This is a genomic window from Bradyrhizobium sp. USDA 4510, assembly GCF_054059095.1.
This window is the reverse complement of record NZ_JBSSBT010000001.1, coordinates 2,318,484-2,338,659: the sequence shown is the minus strand read 5'-3', so window position 1 is coordinate 2,338,659 and position 20,176 is coordinate 2,318,484. Positions and strand designations below refer to the sequence as shown.

The 20,176-nt window shown below is 65.0% G+C and carries 21 protein-coding genes; 8 read left to right on the top strand and 13 right to left on the bottom strand.

Annotation, left to right across the window (positions count from 1 at the left end):
* Position 1 precedes the first annotated feature (1 nt).
* A complete protein-coding gene (locus ACVMDN_RS10350) occupies positions 2–721 on the top strand; it encodes a class I SAM-dependent methyltransferase (protein WP_253587362.1) in 720 nt (239 codons plus the stop codon).
* A 21-nt stretch (positions 722–742) separates the two neighbouring features.
* On the opposite strand, the gene ACVMDN_RS10345 is transcribed toward ACVMDN_RS10350, so the two are convergent.
* From ACVMDN_RS10345 to ACVMDN_RS10295, 11 genes are all read right to left on the bottom strand, one after another.
* Positions 743–1,414, bottom strand: coding sequence for a class I SAM-dependent methyltransferase (locus tag ACVMDN_RS10345; protein ID WP_057020220.1), 672 nt, complete (start codon positions 1,412–1,414; stop codon positions 743–745).
* Positions 1,415–1,499: 85 nt separating this feature from the next.
* Complete coding sequence (locus tag ACVMDN_RS10340; protein ID WP_057020219.1) at positions 1,500–2,126, bottom strand: class I SAM-dependent methyltransferase; 627 nt, start codon at positions 2,124–2,126, stop codon at positions 1,500–1,502.
* Positions 2,123–3,442: an MATE family efflux transporter gene (locus ACVMDN_RS10335; RefSeq protein ID WP_168856478.1), complete on the bottom strand. Its 1,320-nt coding sequence runs from the start codon at positions 3,440–3,442 to the stop codon at positions 2,123–2,125. The genes ACVMDN_RS10340 and ACVMDN_RS10335 overlap by 4 nt, the downstream gene beginning before the upstream one ends.
* Positions 3,439–4,731, bottom strand: coding sequence for an O-antigen ligase family protein (locus ACVMDN_RS10330; protein ID WP_456835254.1), 1,293 nt, complete (start codon positions 4,729–4,731; stop codon positions 3,439–3,441). The genes ACVMDN_RS10335 and ACVMDN_RS10330 overlap by 4 nt, the downstream gene beginning before the upstream one ends.
* Complete coding sequence (locus ACVMDN_RS10325) at positions 4,728–5,843, bottom strand: glycosyltransferase family 4 protein (protein ID WP_456835255.1); 1,116 nt, start codon at positions 5,841–5,843, stop codon at positions 4,728–4,730. Before ACVMDN_RS10325 ends, ACVMDN_RS10330 begins: the two co-directional genes overlap by 4 nt.
* Before the next feature lie 3 nt (positions 5,844–5,846).
* A complete protein-coding gene (locus tag ACVMDN_RS10320) occupies positions 5,847–6,605 on the bottom strand; it encodes a class I SAM-dependent methyltransferase (RefSeq protein WP_456835256.1) in 759 nt (252 codons plus the stop codon).
* Positions 6,602–7,444 carry a hypothetical protein gene (locus ACVMDN_RS10315; protein ID WP_456835257.1) on the bottom strand — a complete coding sequence of 281 codons (843 nt, stop codon included), beginning with the start codon at positions 7,442–7,444 and terminating at the stop codon, positions 6,602–6,604. Before ACVMDN_RS10315 ends, ACVMDN_RS10320 begins: the two co-directional genes overlap by 4 nt.
* Positions 7,428–9,701 (bottom strand): polysaccharide biosynthesis tyrosine autokinase, encoded by a 2,274-nt coding sequence (locus ACVMDN_RS10310; RefSeq protein WP_253587367.1) that lies wholly within the window; start codon positions 9,699–9,701, stop codon positions 7,428–7,430. The genes ACVMDN_RS10315 and ACVMDN_RS10310 overlap by 17 nt, the downstream gene beginning before the upstream one ends.
* 129 nt (positions 9,702–9,830) lie before the next feature.
* Positions 9,831–10,499, bottom strand: coding sequence for a hypothetical protein (locus ACVMDN_RS10305; RefSeq protein ID WP_456835258.1), 669 nt, complete (start codon positions 10,497–10,499; stop codon positions 9,831–9,833).
* A gap of 58 nt (positions 10,500–10,557) precedes the next feature.
* The gene (locus tag ACVMDN_RS10300) at positions 10,558–12,072 is read right to left on the bottom strand and encodes an O-antigen ligase family protein (RefSeq protein ID WP_456835259.1); all 1,515 of its coding nucleotides are present in this window, start codon (positions 12,070–12,072) and stop codon (positions 10,558–10,560) included.
* A gap of 31 nt (positions 12,073–12,103) precedes the next feature.
* Positions 12,104–13,288 (bottom strand): polysaccharide biosynthesis/export family protein, encoded by a 1,185-nt coding sequence (locus tag ACVMDN_RS10295; protein WP_199805349.1) that lies wholly within the window; start codon positions 13,286–13,288, stop codon positions 12,104–12,106.
* Between the two features lie 225 nt (positions 13,289–13,513).
* Between ACVMDN_RS10295 and ACVMDN_RS10290 the strand changes: the two genes are divergently transcribed.
* From ACVMDN_RS10290 to ACVMDN_RS10270, 5 genes are all read left to right on the top strand, one after another.
* A complete protein-coding gene (locus ACVMDN_RS10290; protein WP_456835260.1) occupies positions 13,514–13,822 on the top strand; it encodes a hypothetical protein in 309 nt (102 codons plus the stop codon).
* A gap of 106 nt (positions 13,823–13,928) precedes the next feature.
* Positions 13,929–14,213 (top strand): hypothetical protein, encoded by a 285-nt coding sequence (locus ACVMDN_RS10285; protein WP_456835261.1) that lies wholly within the window; start codon positions 13,929–13,931, stop codon positions 14,211–14,213.
* A 109-nt stretch (positions 14,214–14,322) separates the two neighbouring features.
* Positions 14,323–15,606 carry a hypothetical protein gene (locus ACVMDN_RS10280; protein ID WP_456835262.1) on the top strand — a complete coding sequence of 428 codons (1,284 nt, stop codon included), beginning with the start codon at positions 14,323–14,325 and terminating at the stop codon, positions 15,604–15,606.
* A gap of 7 nt (positions 15,607–15,613) precedes the next feature.
* Positions 15,614–16,390: a metallophosphoesterase family protein gene (locus ACVMDN_RS10275; RefSeq protein WP_082654012.1), complete on the top strand. Its 777-nt coding sequence runs from the start codon at positions 15,614–15,616 to the stop codon at positions 16,388–16,390.
* A 4-nt stretch (positions 16,391–16,394) separates the two neighbouring features.
* On the top strand, positions 16,395–16,979 hold the full coding sequence (locus ACVMDN_RS10270; RefSeq protein WP_057020211.1) for a hypothetical protein: 585 nt from the start codon (positions 16,395–16,397) through the stop codon (positions 16,977–16,979).
* 29 nt (positions 16,980–17,008) lie between these two features.
* Here ACVMDN_RS10270 and ACVMDN_RS10265 read toward each other — a convergent pair whose 3' ends face one another.
* Positions 17,009–18,427: an undecaprenyl-phosphate glucose phosphotransferase gene (locus ACVMDN_RS10265; RefSeq protein WP_456835263.1), complete on the bottom strand. Its 1,419-nt coding sequence runs from the start codon at positions 18,425–18,427 to the stop codon at positions 17,009–17,011.
* 119 nt (positions 18,428–18,546) lie between these two features.
* On the opposite strand from ACVMDN_RS10265, the gene ACVMDN_RS10260 reads away from it, so the two are divergent.
* Positions 18,547–18,852, top strand: a complete 306-nt coding sequence (locus ACVMDN_RS10260; RefSeq protein ID WP_016841787.1) for a hypothetical protein — start codon at positions 18,547–18,549, stop codon at positions 18,850–18,852.
* Positions 18,853–18,865: 13 nt separating this feature from the next.
* On the opposite strand, the gene ACVMDN_RS10255 is transcribed toward ACVMDN_RS10260, so the two are convergent.
* Positions 18,866–19,240, bottom strand: coding sequence for a helix-turn-helix domain-containing protein (locus ACVMDN_RS10255; protein WP_018270679.1), 375 nt, complete (start codon positions 19,238–19,240; stop codon positions 18,866–18,868).
* A gap of 667 nt (positions 19,241–19,907) precedes the next feature.
* On the opposite strand from ACVMDN_RS10255, the gene ACVMDN_RS10250 reads away from it, so the two are divergent.
* Positions 19,908–20,096, top strand: a complete 189-nt coding sequence (locus tag ACVMDN_RS10250) for a hypothetical protein (RefSeq protein ID WP_028331611.1) — start codon at positions 19,908–19,910, stop codon at positions 20,094–20,096.
* Positions 20,097–20,176 lie beyond the last annotated feature (80 nt).

The following is a 20,176-nucleotide window of genomic DNA, read 5'->3' as shown; positions in this document are numbered from 1 at the left end:
CATGGCCACCATGGGCCAGACCCGCGAGCGACCCGAAATCCGCTTTCACGACGAGATTTCGTCGGGGTGGGAGACGCTGCATCAAAGCCGCACCTTCAAGGCGCGGACGGCCGCGATGTTCGGTCTGCTCGGGAACGCGGACCTCAACGGACAGCGCTGGCTCGACGCCGGTTGCGGCACCGGAACGCTGTCCCGCCTGCTCGCCGCACGCGGTTGCGACGTCACCGGCGTCGACGCCTCATCGGCGATGATTGCGGCGGCACACGGCCGCCGCGCCGACGGCACGCTCGCCGAACGGCTCACATTCCGGCAGATCCCGACCATCGCAAGCCTGCCGTTTCCCGATCGATCCTTCGACGGCGCGCTGTGCGCGAGCGTGCTGGAATATGTTCCCGACGTGGCGCAGTGCCTCGCCGAGATGCATCGCGTGCTCATGCCCGGCGGGCTGTTGCTGCTCTCGATCCCCAACCGCGGATCGCTGCTGCGCCGGAGCTACAAGCTCGCGCATGCGGCCTCTTCGCGCGTGTCGGCGCGGCCGCTGTTTCGCTATCTCGCATTCTCCAAATTCGATACCTCGCCGGCGGCCATGCAGGGTCTGCTCCGACAACTCGGCTTCACGATGCTGGGGAGCAGCTTTGCCGGCTCCCCGCTGCCGCCGGCACTCGATCGCCAGCCCGCAGTGGGCACGCTGATCAACATCCTGGCCCGGCGCGACGATTGACGTGGCAGGCGGATAGCTGCCTCAGGCCTTGATCGCCATCAGCGATTTGGTCATGCCGAGATAGCGTTCGCGATAGATCTTCGCGTCCGGAAACGTTTCGGTCATCTCGCGCCAGTCGAACAGATGCCAGTCGGGCGCGGTGCGCTTGAACCAGAAGCGATTGAATCGCTCGATCAGCGCGATCTGCAGCCGCCTCGGCAGCAAGACGATGATGCCCGGCAGCCAGGTATGGCTTTCGATCGGAAAGTACCGGTACGGCGTCTGCACGTAGAAGGACTTTGCGACCCGCGAGATCTCGCCCGCAAAACGGTTCTGATGCGCGCGCGCGATGCTCTGAAACGCCGCTTCGTCCTCGATCGTCACGACATCCTGCTTCGGCCCGGTGACATGTTCGATCACCGACGAGCAGAAGCAGAAGTCGAACGCCTGATCGTCGAACGGCAGGCGCTCGGTCTCCCGGAGCAGGACCGTCTTGAATCCAAAGCGCTCGCGCGCGGCCTTCAAATCATCGGCAGATATGTCGCAGACCGTGATGTCGGTATGGCGCGGCAGGATCGCGCGAATGTGGCGGCCGGTGCCGCCGCCAAGATCGAGGATTTTCGCATCAAGCGGCAGGTTCACGGTGCGAACGAGGAATTCGCCGCGCCGCTGGCGCGCTGCATTGGAAAATCGGGCTTGAATCGCACCCAGCAAGGTCAGTCTCCTGCTACCGGTCGGTCCGGTCTAGCACGGCATGCGCGATCCCTCACGCTACGATGCATCGATTTTCCTGTCGCGCTCACTTGATGGCCTCGAAGAAGATCGACTCGTCCGGCCGGTTGTCGAGCCGGTCGATGTCGGGACAGACCCCCTCGCGATAGGCACGGGTGTAGGTTTCCGAACAGCCGGCGTTGCGGAATAGCGCGGCGAGCGAGGCGCGGGTAAAGCCCCAGTGATGCGCGAAGGCGGCCTCCTTGCGGCGATCGATCTCGAAAACGCCCTTGAGGAAAGCCAGCGGCGCCGCCGGATCGTAGAGCGCGACGATCCGCTCCATGTCGGGGACGACGATGCGACATACCCCGCCAGGCGCCAGCACCCGCGCGATCTCGCGCGCCAGCCGCTCGACCTCGTCGGGAAACAGGTGCTCGAAGACGTGCGCGCTGAACACCGCCGAGAGGCTGCGATCCGCGAACGGCAGCGGCTTGGTCAGGTTCATGTGGCGCAGTCCGGCAAACTTGCCTTGGCGATGCTCGGCATAGCGGGCATCGCTCAGCATGCCGGCGAGATGTAGCGCTTTCGCCGCGAACGGCACCCGCGCGATCCACAGGTGCATCGTGATGTCGGTATTGATCCAGCCGTCGATGCCGCAATTGAAGGCACCGATATGCAGCTTTTCGAGCGAGCCGCCGCGCGCGTCGTCGGTCATGTCCGCTCCCGCGCCGAATTGGTCAGCACAACCGTGATCACCGACGCCGCGCTGGAGGCCACCATCGCCGCAACCGCGCCCATCACCTGCCAGGCCTCGGCTGCGAACGGCAGGACGCAGCACAGCGCGACGAGGCCGGCAATCCGGCTCAGCATGAACCGCTGCGGCTTGCCGGTCGCAAACAGCGGCAGCGCGAGGCCGAGCCACACCGCGTCGAGCGCCATCGCAGCGCCCATCAAGGCGAGGCTGCCGGTGCCGATCTCATAGCTCTGTCCGTGGATGACAAGCGCCAGAATGCGCTGGCCGAGCAGCACGACCGCCGCCCCATAGGCCGCGGCGATCGATCCGAGCAACAGGGCATTTTCGCGCGCGGCAGCGGCTACCGCGCTGCGCCGGCCGGCGCGCAGTTCGGCCGCGATTTCCGGCAGACGAACCGAGAACATCGTCGCGCAAAATTGGCTGAGCGGTGCGAACACCAACAGCAGGATTCGCAGCGACGCGCTCGCGTCCAGCCCGATCAGGAAGCCGCAGACCGGGATCAGCCCGATGCTGCCGATCCAGTAGGTGAGCGAGGTCGCGACGAACCAGCGCCCGTTCCGAAACAGCCGCCGCAGCGAGCCGCGGAAGATTCTGGCTTGCGGCCAGGCCAGCTCGCGGGTGTGGGCCAGCAGCAGGCTGCCGGCGAGCGCGGCCGAGATCGCGATACACGCCATCGCCGCGGCGGCGCCGGCGAGCTTGAGCGCGATCATCAGCCCGGCCGAGACGACCAGCGCCACGCAATAGGTCAGCGAGGACGCCAGCGCGCGCGGCAGTCGCCCGTCGAGATAGCAGATCCGGCGGAACATGCTCTGCAGCCGAACCGCCGGGATCGCGAGCCCGGTTGCGATCACGAGCCCGCCGGCGTCCCCGCCGACGGCTGCGATCACAAGCCCCGCACCCACCAGCAGCAAGCCGAGCGCACCCGAGACGAGCAGCGACGACAGATAGAGGCCGAGCCGCAGCTGCGGCCATAGCGACTTCGGGATGCGATGCGCGGTCGCCGGCAGCCCGTCGTCGAACAGGCCGCGCAGAAACACCGCCTCGATCAGGACCGAGAATGCCCAGGCGACGCTGAACCCGCCGAATGAATTGATGCCGAGCACGTTGGCGAGCACGATCGTCAGCACGAAGGCAGACCCGCTCAGCAGCGCCTGATCGATCAGGCCAAGCGCGACATTGCCCCCGGCATGCCGCAGCCGGCGAAGCAATCCGCTCATGGCACCGGCGACCCGGGTCTGAGCCGCCGCCCGGTCCAGCCTGTTGGTCAACGCACTCACGCCTCACTCACCCGCAATCTGTTGAATGTCCGCCGCGGCGCCATCTGCAGCCTGGCCTCCGGGCCGAAATAGCACCAGAACACCAGCACGCAGCCGAAATAATTGTGCAGCAGCTGGCTGGAGTCATTGGCCGACGCGATCACGACGAACAGCAGCATCGCGAATGGTGCCATGCAGTACATCCCTCTCCGCTCGAACGCGAAGACGATGCTGTTCCACAATGCGCGCGCCAGCAGCAGCATATAGAGCGCACCGCCGAGTAGGCCGAACTGGAGAAAGGCGTCAAGATAGGAATTCTCGAACGAGCCGAACTCGGTATTCCACGGCGCCATGCTCGTCAGCTCGTTCACCGGCGAATTCGGCAGTTCGTTGAAGAATCCCGAAAACCCGTAGCCGAGCCAGGGGTGCTGCCAGAAGAAGTGCGGCCAGACCGACCAGAGGAACGAGCGGCCGGTCAGGTTTCCGCTGCGGCCCACCAGCCCGTACAACTCGTCGCTCGGCAGGGCGAACACGACAAGCGCAACAAGAGCGAGGCCAAGCCAATAGATCGAGGCAGCCCCCCTGTGCCCGAGCACCACGAGCACGAGCCCGAAGGTCACGGCAAGCGCCGTCAACATGCTGATCAGCGGACCTGCGGCGCCGGCCGCGGCGAGCGCAAAAAGATGACATCCCATCAGCAGCAGCGTCCAGCCGAACTGGCGGCGCGGTCCTGCCAGCACGCGCACGAAGCAGATCAGCACCATGAGACCGAAGAATGCGCCCGCGAGGTTCTTGTGACCGAACACGCCGGCATAGGCCTGGGTTCCGAGCACCGTCGGCCGATGCAGCGGGTCGTAATCCCATTGCGAGCCGATCACCGGAAACAGCAGGACGTGAACGATCAGCACCACGATCCCGATCCGGAACAGCGCATCGACGAGACGATCGACCGGGCAGCTGATCACGACCCACGCCGAGAACATCGTGGTCAACAGATACATCGCGAACTTGATCGACGAGCCGGCGGGGTCGGCGCTCAGCGCCAGTGATACCAGGGCGAAGGCGATGAACGTCAGATAGAGATGCGACTGCAGCATCAGCAGGCCGAAGCGCTTCCGATCGATTGCAATGTGCAGCACCAGGAGGATGTAGAGCAGCAGCCAGGCGCCGCGGAACAGCGTGGATTCCCCGGCCCTTTCCGCGAACGAGATGCCCTCGATGAAATTGAACAGGAAATAGATGCAGCCGAGCACCATCACCAGATAGGCGTGCAGAAAGACATCGGTTCGCAGCCACCATCTGCCGATCATTGCACGGCCTCCTGCCGGGCCGGAGCCCTCAAGAGATGATCGACCGCGGCCGCAAAACGCGCCGCGGCGTCGGCAAGCGCATCGCGTCGCACGCTCTGCCGGGCCTGCCGCGACATCGCCTCCCAGTGCGCGGGATGTTCGAGCAAGCCGCGCGCCGCGTCGACCCAAACCTGTTCATCGAGCGCGCAAACATAGCCGTTGTCATGGTCACGGACCAACTCGCCGCCTGCCCCGACATGGGGCGACACCAGGCACGGAACCCCGCACTGCAGGGCCTCGTTGCACACCAGGCCCCACGGTTCCAGCAGTGAAGGCAGCAGCAGCAGCCGCGACTGCAGAAAAACGTCCGATATCGCCTGCCACGGCAGGTAGCGGTCGTGGCTGACATCGATGCCGGCACCGCCGAGCCGCGCCAGCATGCGCCGTTCGGCGGCGCCGGACCCGACCACACGCACCTTCAGCCCGGGCACGATCCGGCCAAGCGCGATCGCGACGTTCTCGAAGAAGATCGCATTCTTGGCGCCGTCATTGAGGCGGGCGCACCACAGCAGATGAAATGGACGGTCGTCGAATGCCGGCACAACCGCCGGCGGATCCCATGCCGGCACCAACGGCACCACGAACAGGTCGTCGGCGCGAACACCCTCGCCGCGGAAATACGCCCTGCCCTTGTCGCTGCAACACACCACTGCGTCGCACTGGCGCAGCAGCCAGGGCCGCGCCAGACGGTGATAGGCGGTGTTGGGCATCGTCTCGCGCCAGCCGTCGATCGTCAGCGCGAGCGCCTTGCCGTTGGCGCGCGCCCATGCCGCGCCGGCCAGCATCGAGGGATAAAGACCGTTCACGAACAGCAGGTCGGGCGCGAGCGCATTCAAGGCGCGCCCGACCCCGATATTGACATGGGTGTGACGCGACCGCGACAGCGGGATCGATACACCCGGCACCGTGCGCGTGATGTAACGCGGCGTGAACGAGCCGGCCCAGGAGCGATCGGCCTCCTGTGGCGTGCAGGACAGCACGGCGAGATCCAGCCCGCGGCTGACCAGCTCGTTGTAGAGACGGTTGGTGTAAGGTGTGATCATGTTGTTGAAGACGACCACGCGCGGCGCCATGGCTTACCGGTCCCGCGGCAGCGCCTGCGCCTCGTCGCGCCGGCAGAGCGCCCCGCAATGATAGGTCGCAAGCCGGGTCGCGAACGCCTGACCGACCGATAACAGCGACTTCCGCACAATGCTTTTGGCAAGCCCCCTCACCCGCGACGAGTGGAAGGCGTGAACTGGCAGGCTGTGGTCATAGGTGCCGAAGCCCGTGACGTGGAGCCCCGCCGTCTCCAGCACCAAGCGGAACGTGTCGGGTGTGTAGAAATTGATATGGCCGATGTCGAGCGTCGATTGCAACGCCCGGCGATTGGTCCGCGCATGCAACTCGCACGGCACCTCGACATAGACGAAGGTCCGCGCGACCCGGGCAAGCTCGTGCAGGAATGCGCGCGGTTCGGACACGTGCTCCAGGACGTGGCTGGCATAGACGAGGTCGAACGATCCGTCGGCGAACGGGATCGTCGCACCGTCATAGCTGGACCAGCGAAACGGGGCTGAAGCGGCGCCGTCGATCTCCAGATTGGTCGCGGGATCGATCACGTCGATGCCGGTGAAGTCGCGGCCGATGCCGATCGCCGACAGCCGCGCCAGCACGGCGCCGGTGCCGCAGCCGACCTCGAGCACATTGCCGACCTTCGCGGCGGCTGCGCCGAGCAAGCCCGCGATATGATCGGCCTTGTCGACCGCGCAGACGCGGCGCCAGTCGCGCTCCTGCGCCGAATAGACGCCCTCATAATGCGCGTTGTGCTGTCCGATGCAAAATTCCATCGTCATGGCTTAGCGCTCGCCTCCGGCGGCATTCGGGCAGGCTCGTCGAGGCGGTCGTTCGATTTGTGCTCCCAATTGCGCCGTTCCGCCGGCGAGCGGCGGTCGAGATCGTATCCAATGTCAGCCATGGTGCGGGTCAGGATATCGACGTTCCGTTGCGGAACAGCTGCAAGGCCGGCGAGTAACTTGTCGCGGTGCGCCCAGCCCGGTCCCTTCAGGAGATCGATTGCCTCGGTGTACAGTTCGGTCTTCACGAGACGCGCGAACTCGGCAATCACGTCGGACGAAAGGTCAGGTGGCAGCGCGTCGAACATTGCGAGCGCCATCGCGCTGCGCTTGACCACGATCCAGCCCTCGTTGGGTCCGAGCCGGTACGACATCCGCAGCAGGTCGAAATTGGCGTCGCTCAAGCCCTGCCGTATATTGCGAAGCCAGAACAGCACGAGCCAGAGATAGGGATCGGCCGGCGCGCAGCCGAGCGATTTGCGGACAGCTTCGTCAAGCTCGCCCATCCGGGCGTCGACCTGCTCGCCGGATGCGAGCGCGTTCTCGGCGAGCCGCAGCCGGATCACCGCCGCGCTGCGATCGATGGCCGGCATGCAATACTTCTCCGCCACGGCGCGCGACAGCAGCAGACCGAGGTCATCGAGCTCGGCGTCGCTGACCGGTACGTTGCGAAGGATCAGGTCCTTTGCGCCGTCGAGTCGGGTCTGGTCGACAAAGTCCGGCAAGGTGGTCGTGCCCCAGGCGACGGACGAGCACGCGACCGCGGCCAGCAAGCCGCGCGCAAGCCAGGCGGCTGCGCGCCCGGGCAACCCGCCGTGCGTCTCACTCGGTGTAGCCATATCGCCCATAGTGCGAGTTGTAATAGTAGTTCTTGCCGCCATAGCCGCTATAGCGGCTCATCGCGGCGATATCGGCCTTGTTGAGCACGACGCCGAGCAGGTTCTCGTTGACCGCTCGCGCACTGCGCAGCGCACGCTCGACCACCTGCACCTGGGTCTTGCCCCATTCGACGATGAAGACGAAGGAATCGACGAAGTGGGCGGTGATGCGGACATCGACCACCGGCGTGAGCGGCGGGAAATCGACGATCACGTAATCATAGTGGCTGCGGGCCCCGTCGATGAAATCCCTCATCTGGTCGGAGGCCAGCACGTCGTGCGAATGCGCGATGCGCGATCGCGTGGCGCCAGGCAGGAAGGCGAGGCCGGTCTCGGGATCGCGCCATAGTGTGTCCTGCAAGGTCGCATTGTTCGACAGCACGTCGAGGATGCCGCGCTCGGCAGTCGCGGCGACCTTGCGGCTGAGCGAGGGATTGCGCAGGTCGCAATCGATCAGGAGCACGCGGGCCCCGCTCTGGGCAACCAGTTGCGCAAACACGAAGGCCAACGTCGACTTGCCCTCGTTGGGCAGCGCCGAGGTCAGCCCGAGGATCTTCGACGGTTTGGTGACGTTGAGGTCGGCATTGACCTTGATCGAGCGGATCGCTTCCGAGAACCGCGAGAATGGCGAATCGATCGCCGCCCATAGCACCGGCTCGTCGCCGCGCCGGATCGTGCGCGGACCGATCGGCAGATTGGGACGACTGGCGACCGGCGCCTTGATCTGGCCCGGCGAGACGCGGGGAACGATGGCGACGCAGTCGGCCTCGAGGATCGTCTCGACCATTTCAGCGGTGCGGAACACCCGGTCATAGAGGTCGCGCAACACGCCGAGCCCGAGCCCGGCGATCAGGCCGCCGAGCGCCGAGAGCGCGAGCACGACCAAGGTCTGCGGATGGCTCTTGCTGAGCGGACGCGAGGCGCGGGTGATCACCCGCGCCTCGCTGACCGGGAACGACTGTTGCTGCACGTTTTCCATGTAGCGCTGCAGGAAATTGTCGTAGAGCGAGCGATAGGTCTGCGCCGAGCTCTCGAGCTCGCGGAGCGTGACTTGCGCCTGGTTGGTCGACTGCGACTGCGACACCGAGTCGTTCACGGCGCGCTCGATCTCGTTCTGGCGCTGCAGGGCGATCGCATAGTCGCTCTTGTAGCTCTCGGCGAGCCGCTTCAGTTCATCGATGATCGACGACTGGATCTCGCGCATCTGGTTGCGCAGGTTGACGGCGGCCAAATGATTGTAGCCGTAGCGCGACGACCAGTCGGCCTCGCGGTTGGCCAGCTCGAGATATTGCGAGCGCAGCTTGGTGATGACCTGGTTGTTCAGGGTATCGGCCACCGTCGCATCGGGGACGCCCCCCTTCACCACCGCCTCGATGCGGTCGAGCTTGGCCTTGGCGTCGGTGACCTGCGACTTCACGTGGAGCAGCTGGGTGTTGAGTTCGCCGAGCTGCTGCTCGTTGAGCAGCTTGCCGCTGGAGGTGACGATGTTGTTGGTCTTCTTGTAGTCGAGCACCGCGCGCTCGGCGTTGGATGCCTGCGTGCGCAGCTCCTGGATGCGGTCCTGCAGCCAGACACTGGCGCGGCGCGTCGCCTGATATTTGGAATCGAGCTGATCGACGATATAGGCGTCGGCGACGGCGTTCGCGATCTGCGCCGCGCGCTCGGGATCGAGCGAGCGGAAGCTGACCTCGATCACATAGGTCATGCCGCGGCGGCGGACGTCGAGCTGCTTCTGGAACGTGCGGACCGCGCGCCGGGTCCGGTCGAATTCGGTGGGCGGCGCCCCGCCGGCGAGCAGGCCGGACACGAAATCGAGCACGGCTCCTACCGCGCCGGCCCTGGAGCCGACGAATTCCGGATCCTCGTTGAGCTTGAGGTCGCGGATCACCGCGAGCGCCACATTCTCCGACTTCAGGATTTCGACCTGGCTCTCGACCGCGGCGGAATCGACGGGGGCCTCGCTCACCGGCGATTGCTGCTGGAAGGCCTGGAATTTGCGCGTGTCGATGATCATCGTGGCAAGCGCCGTATAGCTCGGCGCCGCCGTCGCCAGATAGCAGATGCCGCCGAACAGGCAGAGCGCGGCGGTCCCGAGGATGACCCAATATTGCCGGAGCAGATAGGTGACGAAGGCGTCAAAGGTTTCCGCCAGCGACGGCAATTCAGCCGGACGATTTCTCAGATCGACAGACGGCGAAATCTGGTTGCGCTGAAGCATCTCGTCCTATCGCCGCGCCGGCAGGATGGATCCTGCCCTCGCGCCCTCCAATGATCCTGGGAAGCGTCCCGCCGCCGACACCGAAGCGCGTTGCTGCAGAAAGTTCTCCATTGGCGATCGGACGTCCGCTCAGGGGGTAACTGTTGAAATGAGTGTGGTGCCGGTGCCCGTGGCGGTACCGGTCGTCGTGCTGCCCGAACTGCTGACCGACGAGGTGAAGCTGAAGATGCCGGTGTTCACGCTGTTGCCGTCGATGGCCTCGAGCGTTCCGCCGCCGGCGCCGCTGGCGCCCAGCGCGCTGGTCTGGCCGCCGGATGCACCGGCGCTGCCCGCGCCGCCGGCGCCGGTCGCCGCGGTGCCGCTGTCACCCGACGCAGCGGCAAACGCCATCACGGTGTCGAGATCCTTGGTGTCGGCAATCGCCTGCTGGATGCGCGTCGCGTAGGGCTGGTTGCTGCGCACCACGATGCGCGCGGCCTGGGCGAGGCCGGCAGCGATCGCCGTCTTCTGGTCCTTGCTTGCCTTGGCGAGCAGCGCAATCAGCGGATCGAGCGATGTCGGATCGTTGAGGGCGAAGTCGCGCGCCCGCGAGGTCAATTCCACGCCTGCATTCGGATACTGGGTCAGCAGCTGCTCGGGATTGGCCTTGAAATTGGTGACCGCCTGGGACAGCTGGATAAGCCCGCCAGGTGTCTCCGCCAGCGCCGCGCCACCGGGTGTCGCGAGCACCAACATCACCACCAACGTCGCCAGGCGGCGCGGGGCGGAAAAGCCGCCGGATCGCTCAAATGTGAACACAGCTATCTCCCTAACGAATACTAACAGTTCGTTAGCATAGTCAGAGTTATCGCGCCAATTAAATAGCCGCGCCGGCCGCGGCCGGGCCGTGGCGCGCGAAATCAGCGTTAACCGGCAGCCCGACCGTAACACTGGCGTCACGGTCGGAGCCGCCACCGCCGGCGCCCCGGCCGGAGCGGAAGGATTGCGACAGGCCTGCCCCGAGCAAGGCCGCGATAACAACGGCATAGCCGGTGATCTGGAGCGAGAAATCGATCATCGAATGGAGTGCGCCGGCGACCGACGCGCAGAGCGCCGCGAGCGGCACGATCACGTCGCGGCGACGGGTCCGCACGCCATGCGCGAGCACGACGAACGCCGCGAGCAGCGCGATCATGGCGGCGCCGGCCATTAACATTCCGCCGTCGGACGCCAGTTCGAGCCAGCTGTTGTGTGCCCGGTTCCAAGTCCCGCGCAGCGAGATGTCGTCGGTGCGATAGGCCGGGTAAACCCATTCGAAGGTCCCGAAACCATCGCCGAGCCACGGGTGATCCCAGATCATCCGCAACGTTGCGCGATAGGTCGAGAACCGTCCCTCATCGGACAGGCCCATCGTGCTGAAGCGCGCGCCGACACCGCCGCCGAGAAGCTGCAGCAGTGCCAGCGCGACCAGGCTGCCGACCCCGAGCGCCACGATCATGCCGCAGCGGCGCGGCACCCGGTTGCGAAAAAAGATCGCGACAGCCGCGACCGCGGCGAGCAGCGAGACCCCGACGCCGCCGCGCGAGCCGGTCAGAAACATCGCCAGCAGGCAAGTGAGCCAGCCGAACGCATGGCCGGCGAGCCGGCGCCGCGCCGGCATATCGAGGCGCGCGAGCAGCCGTGACAGGCCGGCACGGCGCGGCGGCCAATGCCGCTCGATCAGCTCGCAGCCGAACAACAGCCAGATCAGCGCACAGCAACCGTAATAGATGCCGGCAGTGTTGCGATTGACGAAGGGAGATGTCAGCCACGCCAGCTGCGCCTGCTTCTCGTGCAGCAGGTAGATCCGGGTGGGATCGATCACGAAAGTGATGATGCCGCAGATCGCATAGACCAGCCCCGCTGCGGCCACCGCCCGCAACAACCCGCGCGCCAGTCCGCGGTTGGCACCGAGCACGACGCCGATGGCGAAGCTGAGCAGGCAAACGATTCCGACGCCGATCGAATAGAACGGCTGACCGCGCGCGATCGACACGGCCGGCGGCAGCTCGGCAGGCAGCAATCTGCCGGCCTGCGCCCACAACGCGTTCGGCGCCGCACCCGACCAGGGCCGGACGACCGACTGCTCGTGCAGCACCAGCATGGCAAGCGCCGTCAACAACGCCGTCACGGCGAGGATCATGAGCTGACTGCCGCGCAGGCGCATCGGCAACACCCCGAGCAGTGCAATCCCGAGCAGGATCGACCAGATCGCGGGCGCAACCGTACCGACCGAGCCGAGCGGCAGCGGCGCCAAAGCGACGACGGCGCAGAACAGCCACGATGACCAGCGCACCGGCCACGGCAACGCCGTCGCCTCGCTTGAGCCGGAAGCTAATCGCAAACGTGTCATGAAGCCGGCCGTGCCGGCTCACGCCCCAATATCAGGGCGCAAGCTTGATCGAATTACGAAGTAAGGTTGCGTTGTAGGCGGCCACGATCGGATCGTTCGCCGTTGCGGTCACGAGGCGGATCTGCTGCATCACCTTGGCGTCCTCGACGGATGCCGCGTTCGACGCATAGAGCACGTCCTTGTTGCGCAACTGGAAACGCGTGGCCAGGAAATAGCCGGCCGGATCGCGGAAATTGATGTTGTAGACGACCGGGATGATCGGCCCTGAATATTTGCTGACGTCGACGCCAAGCTTGGCGGCCACCTCCGGCAGTTCGCCGCGATAGACGAACACCGAAGCCGGATCGGCCGAGGAGTCGTTCAGGCCGCCCGCCTTGGCAACGGCTTCGGCGAGCGAGATGCGCCAGGCCTCGAAATTGAACTGGCCCTGCGCACCCGACGCGCCGAAGGCGACGAAGGTCTGCGGCTCGCGGTAGACATAAATGGTGTCGCCGGGATGGGCGTAGATATTGCTTTTGGGCTCGTAGACCAGTTGGCCGAACGGCACCGTGGTACGTTTGCCGTCGCGCTCGAGCATGACCCATGTGTCAAAGCCCTGCCCTTTCGGGCCGCCGGCGCGCGTGATGGCGTCGAGCACATGCTCACCCGCGGCATTGGCGGGGAAGCGGTTCGGCGAATTGACCTCGCCGAGCACGGAGATCAACGAGGTGCGCTGCTCGATCAGGGCGACCACGGCCTGCGGCTCGATCGCGCGGTTCTTCAGCGCATCGACGATCGAGCGCTGCACTTCGGTCGGTGTGCGGTTCTTGGCGCGGATCGCGCCGGCATAAGGCACCGAGATGTTGCCGTCGGTATCGACGTTCTGGTTCGGCAGCGTGATGTAGTTGCCGGGACGCACGCCGGCCTCGACCGGAATGAACAGACCGCCGGCCGCGGCCTCGAAGATCGTGACGCTGACGACGTCGCCGATGCCGAAGCGGATGTCCTTCGGCGGCGGGCCCTGAATGCCGCCGGCGAGTTGCGGCGCGAATGACGCCAGCACGTTCTCGATCTGCGGTGTGATCTTGACCATCGCATAGGGCAGGCTTTCGGGATCGCGCTGCCCGGCCACGACATCGGAGCTCGTCGGGCCGTTGGTCGGCATGTAATGGCAACCGCTGACCCAACAGGCGGCCGCAAGCAATAACATCACCCGAATGAAATTCGCACGCGACATTCAAATACTCCGGGCGTGCCGTAACACGCCGACTATCACAATCACAAGTTTCCGCGATATATTGCGATGCAATTGATAAATAATGTTAGCGAGGTGAGGCAATTCGGCGACACCGGCGCACCGCCGTGAGACAAAGCCCCGCGCGCCGTCACTCCGGCTTTGCTTTCGTCCAATCTCCCCGTTATCTGTGAATGAGATGGTTTGAGTTAACCAATTGAGGGTTCGATGGCCCGCAGGAAGCTACCCGCGATCGCGTTGGGAATGGTCGCCTTGCCGCTGATAGGCGCCCTCGGCGGCTCCGGGGTTTTCGCCGCAGAACTAAGCGTTTCCCCGGCCCCGCGCGCCGTGCAACGGGTCAGCGGCAACTGTCAGCGGCTGCAATATTGTCGTGGCGACGTCTGCCAGTGGAAACGGGTTTGCTGGCACGGCTGTCCCGATCGCTACTCCTGCGCGCCGCTCTATGGCGCCTATGGACCGTATGGCGGCCGCGATTATTGGGCGGCCTATAGTTACGGCGATCTGCGCCCGTTCTGAATGTTAATTGACTAACAAAACCACAGGCCATTCGAGCGTAGGCCGGCACCGCGCCGGCGGCTCTGCGACGTGCGGGTTAACCCCGGCTTAGGCCCGGCCCGATATCATGCGGGCGCAGGGTTTGGTTATGTTATTTGCTTTCCTTGGCAATTTGATCGGCGGCACCGTTCTCGGTCTGCGCCAGCACTGTCTGGTGCTGGCGCAGGTGGCGCTCGCGGAACTCGCGCTGCTGGCCGCCATCGGAGTCGCGCGCCTGTCGTGGTCGGAAACCGCGCTGCTCATGATCGCTGCGATCGTGGCGCTGCAAGTCGGATATCTGGCGAGCACCTTCGCGCCGCTGTTCTGGTCTCGCACCTCGACGCCACGTCTCGCCCTGCGCCGTTCGCAATAGCAGGGCATGACACTGCCCGCTTTGGCGTGGCCGATTTCCGTTGACCTCGCGGCAAGCCCGGGGCATCCCGCTGCCTTGCGTCTCATCCTCTGCAGGACCTCCCCCTCTCGTGTGGAACGTCACGGCCTTCATCTGCATCTTGATCGGGGCGTCGATTCCGCTCGGTCTCATCGACGCATCGCTCGCGACGGGTCTCGTCGGCGCGGCGACGTCGCTCGGGCTGCTCGCAAGCCTCGCGGCGATCCGTCCAGGTGAGCTGTCGTTCCTGAAGTCGGTCGCCGGTGCCGCTGTGGCGGTGGCGCTTCTGCCGGTGCTCTGGATCGTCCTGCAGATGTTTCCGCTGGCGGCCCTGGCGCATCCGGTGTGGAAGTTCGCCGGCGAAACGCTGGGAGCACAGCTCAGCGGCAGCATCACGATCGACACCGGCGCAAGCTTCGGCGCGCTGCTGATCTGGCTGTCACTCATGTCAGCCATGATCACCGCCGCCGCTGTCGCGATCGACGCCCGCCGCGCCGATATGGTGGCCCGCACCGTTGCAGCAACCGCGGCCGTCGCGGCCCTGATCCTGCTGCTATCAAGCGATCCGGTCAAAGTCTGGTCTGGCGCTGCACGCGATGAGACGGCAAACGGATTCCTGGTCGTCGTTCTCGTTGGCGTTCCGCTCGGCCTTGCGCGCGCGCTCGACGTCGGCGGACACGCCGATGGCCGCACCGCCGCCCAATTGAGACGGCTGCGCTGGCTGCTCGCTGCCGGCGCGCTGCTCTGCGCCGCCAGCGCCTGCTGGGTTGGGCGGCGCGGCGCCGCGATCGCGATCGCCGCGGGCATCGCCCTCGTCCTGATGACCTTCGCCGCGCGGAAACTTCATCTGCACCGCTGGAGCAGCGCTGCTGCGGCGACAGCGATCGCGCTGATCGCCCTGGCGACGGCGATCGGCAATCGTCATCCCGACGTGCCGCTTGCGATCGCCTTTGTTCATGCACCGTCCGAGTTCGTGCAATCGACCCACAATCTGCTCGCCGACCTGCCCGCGCTCGGCAGCGGCGCCGGCACCACGGCAACGCTGGCGTCGACCTATATGGACTGGCAGGGCGCCACCACGCGGCCCGTGGTTGCGACCAGCGCCGCGGCCTTGATCGCGCAATTCGGTTCCGCCATGTTCTGGACTTTAGTCGCGGCTATCATCGTCTGCATCGCAGCGTTCACGGCCGGTGCGCGCAATCGCGGCCGCGACTGGTCCTACCCTGCATCGGCCGCAGCCGTCCTGCTGACGCTGCTGCTGGCTAGCTTCACCTTGCCGGAATTGCCGGCGCTGCCCGGAGTGATCGTGTTGGGAGCCGTGATCGGAACAGGACTGGCACAGCGGATCAGCCGTTCACGGTCGCAGGCGGGCTAGACGCCAGATGCGCAGCTTCCTCCAGCGTCTTGTCGGCCAGACCGGCGATCTCGAACATGAGGGCGACGAGACCTGCATCTACGCCGTCGGCGATATCCACGGTCATGCCGACCTGCTGCACGAGATCTGCGCCCGCATCGATGCCGACATCCGTCGGTTCCGGCCGGCGCGACCGATCCAGGTGTTCCTCGGCGACTATATCGATCGCGGACCGGATTCGCGCGATGTCATCGCCATGCTCGAACAACGCCGCCGCACCCGCAGCATGGTCTGCCTGCTCGGCAATCACGAGGCCTGCCTGCTGGAATTTCTCGTCAATCCCGACATGCTCGCGCAATGGCGGCAGTTTGGCGGCTTGCAAACGCTGATGTCCTACGGCCTGACGCCCTCGCCCAATCCCGACGCTTCCGAACGCAGGGCGCTCGCCCGGCAATTGATCCGCCAGATGCCGCCGGCCCATCTCGCCTTCCTGCGCTCGCTGCCGCTCTGTTATGTGCACAAACGCTATTTCTTCGTCCATGCCGGCGTCAGGCCCGGCGTCGCGCTCAACCAGCAGCGCAAGGAGGATCTGCTCTGGATCCGCGACGACTTCCTGATCTCGGAAGATGATTTCGGCAAGGTCGTGGTCCACGGCCATACGCCGGTGCATGAGGCCGAGCTGCTGCGCAACCGCATCAATGTCGACACCGGTGCCTATGCGACCGGCCGCCTGACCTGCGTCAAGCTCGAGGGAGCCCGGCGAACCCTGCTGATGACCGGCAACCGGGCCGCGCGCCATGGCTAATGCGATGGCTGACGCGATCGGCCGGAATGCGAGGCGTCTCTCGCCGGCCTTCGTGCCGGCCGCCGCTGCGATCGGCGCGGCGACGCTGGCCTTGTCGGCCTGGTGGCTTGCCGCCGATGCATTGCGCGCCAAACCGGCGATCGCCGCAGAGGTCGGCATGGTCAGAGGCGAGCTGTGGCTGCGCGACGGCTGGAGCCAATTGCAGACGTCACCGGAGGCGGCCGAAGCCGCGTTCACGCGGGCGCTTCGCCTCTCGCCGATGGACGCCGGCGCCTGGTTCGGCCTCGCCTCGGCAACCGGACGGTTCGACTGGCTGAACCCGACCGCGTCGAAGGCGCTCAAGATGTCCTACTATACTGGCTTCAACCGCAGCGATCTGATCGCGCCGCGCCTGATCCTCCTGGCGCAAGTCGACACCACGCGCGATGTCGAATTGGTCGACCTGCTGCAGCGGCAGATCCGCCTGATCCTCACGCGGGCGCCGGAACTGAAGGGCGCGATCGGGCAGGCCTATCGCGTGGCTGGCGACGCCAACCGGCGCATCATCGAGGCGGAGTTCAAGGACGCCAACCAGAGCATTCCGCAGTAACGCGCGCCTGGCGCCCAGATGCCCAGCCGTCAGATACCCTTGTGACGCAACACCGCGCCGACCGTGCGCAGCAGGATGCGCAGGTCGAGCACGAAGCTCCAGCTCTTGATGTAGATGAGGTCATGCGCCACCCGCAGCTGCATGTCCTCGATCGCCGGCGTCGCGCCGCGCAGCCCTTGCACCTGCGCGAGACCGGTGATGCCGGGCTTGACGTGCTGGCGCTCTGCATAGCTCGCGATCAGCTTCGAATATTTGTCGTCATGCGCCAGCGCGTGCGGCCGCGGCCCGACCAGCGACATGTCGCCGCGCAGTACGTTCACCAGCTGCGGCAATTCGTCGATGCTGCGGCGGCGCAGGGTCGCGCCGATCCCGGTCAGCCGCGGATCGTTCGGGCGGGCCTGCGTGATGATAGCGCCATCCTCGAGCACGTGCATCGAGCGGAATTTGAGAATGGTGAATTGCTTGCCGTCGAAGCCGTTGCGGCGCTGCCGGAACAGGACCGGCCCCCTGGAGTCGAGCTTGATCGCAATCGCCGTTCCGATCAGCAGCGGCGCGAACAGCACCAGGAGGCCGCTGGACGCCACGATGTCGAACAGTCGCTTGCCGGCGCGCTCGAGCGAAGTAAGCGGCGAGCGCTGCATTTCCAGCGTCGGGATCGGGCCGGTCGCCACCATCCGCAGTGCCAGGAACCGCTCCGCGGTCCGGTCCGGCAGCAGCCGCACCGGCAGCGGCGATGCCCGCAGCTGATCGCACACGAACTGGATGCGCGGCTCCTGCTGCCAGGGCATGGCCAGGATGATCTCGTCGGCGCCGCACTCGCGGGCTGCAAGAATGGCCGACGCGACGGCGGCCCGGTCGCCGGCGTCGTCGGACGATCCGGAGAGCTGGACCCGTCGCACCTCGCTGAGGCCGAAATCGCGCAGCAGGCTCGCTTGCCGCACCCGGGACAATTCGTCCGCCATCCCGACCACGACCGCGCGGCGCGTTGCCAGCATGCCGCGGTCGATCGCGCGTTGCAGCGGCGCCTGCAGCAGCATCCGTCCGCCGACCAGCCCGAGGCCGCCGATCAGGCCAAATGACAGCACCGACCCGCGCGAGACGCCGGAACCCACCTTCAAAAGGAAGATGATCAGGGTCATCAGCAGAACGACCAGCAGCCATCCGCCGAGCAGGCTGCTCCAGCGCCGGTCGAGACCGGCCAGCACCTGCGCATTGTAAAGGCCCTGCGACTTCGCCACGAACATGTGAAGGATGGCGGCGAGGACCCCGATCCCTAGAAAACCCTCGAAGCTGTTGCTATAAACCGTGTGGTAGTAAAAGAGGTGATAGGCCGCGCCGCCGACGATGCTGGACAGCACGACGATTATCATCTCGAACGCGACGGCAAACGCCTCGAGGGAGGCGAAAGCGAACGAGAAGGCGCCGAAGTTAACCGGTACCTTCGCCAATCGAGCGTCCGAAAGGTCGGTCATCGGGAATTAACATTCGTGTTAACAATTCATATGTGTATTATCAGGCGGGTCGTGAGCTCGCAAGAGCTGCTGCGGATATCGGATAGAGAGCGCGCATGAGTTCATCGGCTGGCGAAACCGAGGCCGCGCTGGTGGCCCTCCTCCATCTCATCCGCCTGATGGGCGCCGAGCTCGTCGCGGGCCAGCACCGCGACGACGTCGAGGTGCTGGTCAAGGCGATCGAGACAAAGCTGCGCGCGGCGCGCTTCCCGGCCGACATGCCGAATCAGGACATCGTCAGGGGCCTTGACCTTGCGCAGGCCAGACTGCGTCCGATCTTCGAAGAGCTGCGCGCAAGGTCGGAGAAGGCACATCTGAGCGACCAGCTGCTGCTGGCTCCCAGGCCTTCACGCATCCACTAACGGATAGCTTACGTCAGCTTTGGGCTTCACCACGGCGGGGCAAGCCGCTCCCGCCGCCGGACCTGAGCGCAAGCTTTTCCTCGATCTTCATTTTCTCGAGCAGCAAGTCGGTCACGATCCGGCGCAGCCGTTCATTTTCCAGCCGTAATTCATCAATACGGTTATGGACAGGGGGGATCCCATCTCTATCATCGGTGCGAGCGGCGAATTCGGTAACAGTACCATTCGCCTGGTGGCCGCGCGCGGCCTCCTGCTTGCGCCAGCGATGAAACGTCATCACGCTAACGCCCAGCACCTTGCACGCTTGGGCCTGGGACTGCCCCCGCGCCATGAGTTCCTCGGCCTGTTTGACCTTGGAACTGATCTCCTCAGTAGAATGACGCCTCATTGGTCATCTCATTGCCCCCTAGATTAGCAATCATCGCATGGCCTATAAGCTATGTAAATGCAACAGGAAATTCAAATTGAGGGTTTCCCGGGGGCCTTTCGGGAGCCTCGAACTTGCCGGTCGGCAGCAACACATAGTGCGAAGAAACGCCGAAGCTGCAAGGTATTGAGCAGAATATACGGGGAATATTCCTCCGCTGAAAGGGCCCGATAAAAAAAGTTATACGACTTTCTGTGTATGAGAGTTTAATCGGGATAACTGGCGCACTGTTTGCATTCTCAAACGGGAAGCAAATGAGAATATTCAATCGGTCTCTCGACAGATTGTGAGTGCGCCATGCCTCGCCGCGATAATCGCCCCACCGGTCAAGCGCAACTTTCACAAATTTCTAACAAATTAATCCCGCGAGTTTCGCGTCCGGCCGCTTGCGGGCATACACGCCCAGCAGTAGTTACTAGGATGTTAGGTGTCACGAGGGTTTCAACATATTTGAGGATTATTTTCACGAAACCTAACGCTCATATCTCGATCCACGAATTATCAATTAAGCGCTTTCCCACCCGAGGCCATCAGGCGGAACCACGTCCGCCCGATAATCCGCGAACCATTCTGTGCTGACGCTTGTCAGAGCCAGCCTCTGATCAACATTTTTGCGAGGATCGACACCATGGCGCGTCTCAAGGTCTTCGAGGGGAACCAACCCGCGTCAAGCGAGGCGGCCGACATCCTGGAACGCCTCGTCGCGGAGAATTGCGAGCTCCGGCATACCGCGGTCGAACTGGTCTTGCAGAATTGGATCCTGCGCGAGCGTCTGTCCGATGTCGGGGCACGCAAGTCCGTGCCGCTGGAGCACTGACCGCCCCCACCCTCACGACCGCGATTATCCGCAGCAACGTCCGCCAGCTCGCCTAAACGAGCATCGGGCCAGCGCATCAT